Annotated in this window: 4 protein-coding genes; 1 reads left to right on the top strand and 3 read right to left on the bottom strand. The window is 67.6% G+C overall.

Translation table 11 applies throughout. The features are described from left to right. Positions 1–242: 242 nt before the first annotated feature. From M4D77_RS23605 to M4D77_RS23595, 3 genes are all read right to left on the bottom strand, one after another. Entirely contained in the window at positions 243–371 is a 129-nt protein-coding gene (locus tag M4D77_RS23605) for a hypothetical protein (RefSeq protein ID WP_259937705.1), read from the bottom strand. Between the two features lie 145 nt (positions 372–516). Then, entirely contained in the window at positions 517–1,350 is an 834-nt protein-coding gene (gene mscL, locus M4D77_RS23600; protein WP_159371852.1) for a large conductance mechanosensitive channel protein MscL, read from the bottom strand. Positions 1,351–1,527: 177 nt separating this feature from the next. Further along, positions 1,528–2,199 carry an SAF domain-containing protein gene (locus M4D77_RS23595; RefSeq protein ID WP_159370357.1) on the bottom strand — a complete coding sequence of 224 codons (672 nt, stop codon included), beginning with the start codon at positions 2,197–2,199 and terminating at the stop codon, positions 1,528–1,530. Positions 2,200–2,428: 229 nt separating this feature from the next. On the opposite strand from M4D77_RS23595, the gene nhaA reads away from it, so the two are divergent. Next, a complete protein-coding gene (nhaA, locus tag M4D77_RS23590) occupies positions 2,429–3,688 on the top strand; it encodes a Na+/H+ antiporter NhaA (protein WP_159370358.1) in 1,260 nt (419 codons plus the stop codon). The last annotated feature ends 10 nt before the right edge of the window (positions 3,689–3,698 follow it).

Here is a 3,698-nt window from a genome sequence, read left to right as displayed (position 1 = left end):
GTGTGAGCGAAGCGAGCCACGAAGGGCTGACGAGGTAAGTCGCCAAACCCTTCGTGGCTCGTCGCTTGCGCTCCTCGCACCTCAGGGAGCAGAGGGGGCGTAGCTTGCGCTCCTCGCACCTCAGGGAGCAGAGGGCAGTGGCTTTCGCTCCTCGCACCTCAGGGAGCAGAAGCAGTGGCTTGCGCTCCTCGCACCTCAGGGAGCAGGAATTGTGCAGACTTTTGGATTGGGAGCGGGGTTACTCAGCTACCGAAGAACCACGGGAACGTCCTGGGGCGGGCCTGCGCACGCGGTTGGGTGCGCTGCTGCGGACGCGCCGGACGCCGGTTCTGGGTCTGCGACTGACGGTTCGGTGCGGGCTTGTTCGGCATTCGTTCATCCTGTTCTCGTTCGGTCGCACCGGTCTTTCAGGTCCGGTGCGGTCGCACGTTCCGGCGACGAATCCCAAAGTAGGGGGCCGACCTTCGGGTTCGGATGGCTCCGGCTGTCAGCTTCCTGGGAGACGGAGCCCGCGTGTCAGCGGGAGTGACGCCCCGGCGCGTCCGGGCCCTCACCCGGGAAGTCGCCCGGGTATTGCTCACCGGGATAACCGCTTCCGGGGCCGGGAGGCGGGTAGTTGCCGGGGCCCGGGTAGTTCCCGGGCGGCGGGTAGCTACCGGGTGCCGGCTGCGGCGTCGGATACGGCTGGCCCGAAGGGCTTCCGGGCGGCGGGCCCTGCGGCGGACGATTCTGCGGGACGGACTGGGACGGAACGTTCTGCGGCGGAACCGATTGCGGGGGAGTGGGTTGCGACGGCGGGCCCTGTGGTGTCGGCGGAGTCGAGATGCGTTGCGTCGTACCGGCTCCGGCGGGTGCTTCGTACGGGGCGAAGGAGCCCGACGGCGGACCGTAGGAGTCGCCGACCGGACCGGACGGATCGGAGAGATGCGCCGGCAGATCACTCTCGGCCTCCGCCTTGGCCTTCGAGGCGCCGTCGGGGTCCAGCAGATCACGGATCTCGGACAGCAGCGCGATCTCGGTGACCTCCGCCTTCTTGCCGAAACCGCCCAGCTCGGCCAGCTTGTTGTACGGCAGGATGATGATGAAGTACACCACTGCGGCGATGATCAGGAAGTTGATCACCGCGGTGATGACACTGCCGAGGTCGACGAATGTCGATGGGTTGTCGGTGATCTGGAAGCCGAGTCCCTGTGCGGCGTCGGAGCCGACGGGGATCGAGTTGATGATCGGCTGGACGATGCCATCCGTGAACGCGGTGACGATCGCGGTGAACGCAGCGCCGACGATGACCGCTGTCGCCAACTCGACGACATTGCCCTTGAGTATGAAGTCCCTGAATCCCTTGAGCACGGTGTGCGGCCTCTTTTCGGTGATGTCCTGCTCTTGTCCGGCGATTCTGTGCACGATCGGAGCAAATCCGACATGCAGCTTGGCGAGCTCGTACTACCCTATCCACGATCGCGAACGAACCAATCCATTTGACTTGATTTCCCCGGCTGTGTCGTGATGCCGTGACCCGCCCGTTCGTCAGTGCAGGACCACCGCGAGCGCCGTATCGAGCCCCGCCGCCGCGACCCGATGAGCGGATGCGGCGTCCATCGCGAGCAGCACCGGGGTGGCCGCGGTCCCGCCGGGAGCGATACCACCCGACTGTGATTCGGCAGCGTGAAGTGCGACGACGGCGCGGCGGGCCAGCACTTCCGCCTCTTCGGTCAACACGTCGACAACGTCGCCGGGTCGCAGCAGCGCGGTCACGGCCTCGTCCGACAGTCGTATCGGTACGAGCCGGGCATCGTCGTCCCCGGTCAGGTCGGCGGGTAGACGTGACGACAGCAGGCGGGCATCGGTGAGGATTTCTCCTCCGCGGACACGCCCGGTCACGGTTCGCCCGAGTGCGGGTGCCGCCTCGGTGAGGACACCGTCGGGAACCGTGGCTTCCGCGACGCTCCGCGGCGCCAGATCGTCTATCTCGACCACCTGTCCCGGCAGCAGGTCATGCGCGGCAACCATGACCTCGACGTCGCCGTCGGCGCGTGTTCCGGCAACCCCCACCACCACGGCCGCGACGACCAGTCCTGTCGCGGCGACACGTCGGATCAGGACGCTGCGCGTCCACCCCGGTCGCAGCGCCGAACTCACCCGGTCACGAATTCGAGGCCCGAGTGAGGCTTTCGACGGAAGCTTCGACGGGGGAGACATGTGACGAAGGCTAGGTCCGTCTGCCCGGGTGATCGGCCCGTGGAACTCGTCTGTGGACAACATCAATCGGGCCGTCGACCGGTGTGGACAGCGGTCCGGCCGTGGGCCCGGAATGGCCCGCGGCATTGCGGTGGGGGAGAATCGATGTTCTGTGCCGGGAAGTCTGGTCGGCCGCTCGTCGCGCGGGCGGCGTCCGGCGCACCGCGTGCGATCGAGCAGAGGAGAGCCTATGGCCGACGAGCAACCGACAGCAGACAGCGCACGCAAGGCCGATCGCATCCGGCGCTGGGCGGCGCTAGACACGACCAGTGGGGCGCTGCTTCTGGTGGCCGCCGCTGTTGCAGTGTTCTGGGCGAACTCGCCGTGGCGGGAGGCCTACGATTCTCTGCTCCATGTCGAGGTGGGGCCTGAGGCGCTGCACCTACATCTGTCGCTGGCGCACTGGGCGTCCGACGGGCTGTTGGCGATCTTCTTCTTCGTCGTCGGAGTCGAACTGAAACACGAGTTCGTGGCCGGGAGCCTCCGGGATCTCAAACTCGCCGGTGTTCCCATTGCGGCCGCGGTGGGTGGCATGGTCACGCCCGCGCTCTGTTACGTCGTCGTGGTGGCGATCGGCGACCCGGACGGGCTGCACGGCTGGGCGATCCCCACCGCCACCGACATCGCCTTCGCTCTCGCAGTTCTCGCGATCTTCGGCCGCGGTCTCCCGCTCGCCCTGCGGACGTTCCTGCTGACGCTCGCAGTGGTCGACGACCTGCTCGGGATCATCGTCATCGCGACCTTCTACACCGAGAAGATCGACTTCGTCATGCTGGCGGCCGCCCTTGCCGCGGTGGCGCTCTTCGCCGTGCTGGTGCGGCAGGCGTGGCGGTGGTGGCCGGTCCTCATCCCGGTCGCCGTCGTCGCGTGGGGTCTGATGCACGCGTCCGGGGTGCACGCGACCGTTGCGGGCGTACTCCTCGGGTTCGTGGTGCCGGCCGTTGCGATCCGTGGTGAGGAGGAGCCGCGCACCGAGCGACTCGACGACGCGGTCCGCCCGTACTCCTCGGCGCTCGCCCTGCCGGTGTTCGCCTTCGCGGCCGCGGGCGTCACCGTCGTGGGTGGTGATGGTTCGATCGTCCAACCGGTGTCGATCGGAATCGTCGTCGGTCTCGTCGTCGGCAAGGTCGTGGGTGTGATGGGTTCGACGTGGCTGATGACCCGGTTCACGCCGTTGCGCCTACCAGACGCGATCGGCATCCGCGATCTGCTGCCCGTCGGATTCCTCACCGGAGTCGGTTTCACCGTCGCGTTGCTGATCGCCGAGTTGAGCTTCGAGGGCGGCTCCGACGACCACGCCGCCGCGGCCAAGGCGGCCATCCTCGTCGGATCTGTCGTCTCGGCAGTGCTCGCCGCGTTCCTGCTGCGGTGGGACGCTCGACAGGCCCGCGATCCGGACATGAACCGCGACAACATCCCCGACATCGACAAGGACGTCATCGGGGGGTAGACACGCCCCG

Origin of the sequence: Gordonia sp. p3-SID1431, from assembly GCF_025143765.1 — a bacterium.
Taxonomy (GTDB): domain Bacteria; phylum Actinomycetota; class Actinomycetes; order Mycobacteriales; family Mycobacteriaceae; genus Gordonia; species Gordonia hongkongensis.
Note: the sequence above shows the minus strand (reverse complement) of the source record. Positions and strands in the feature narration are given on the sequence as shown.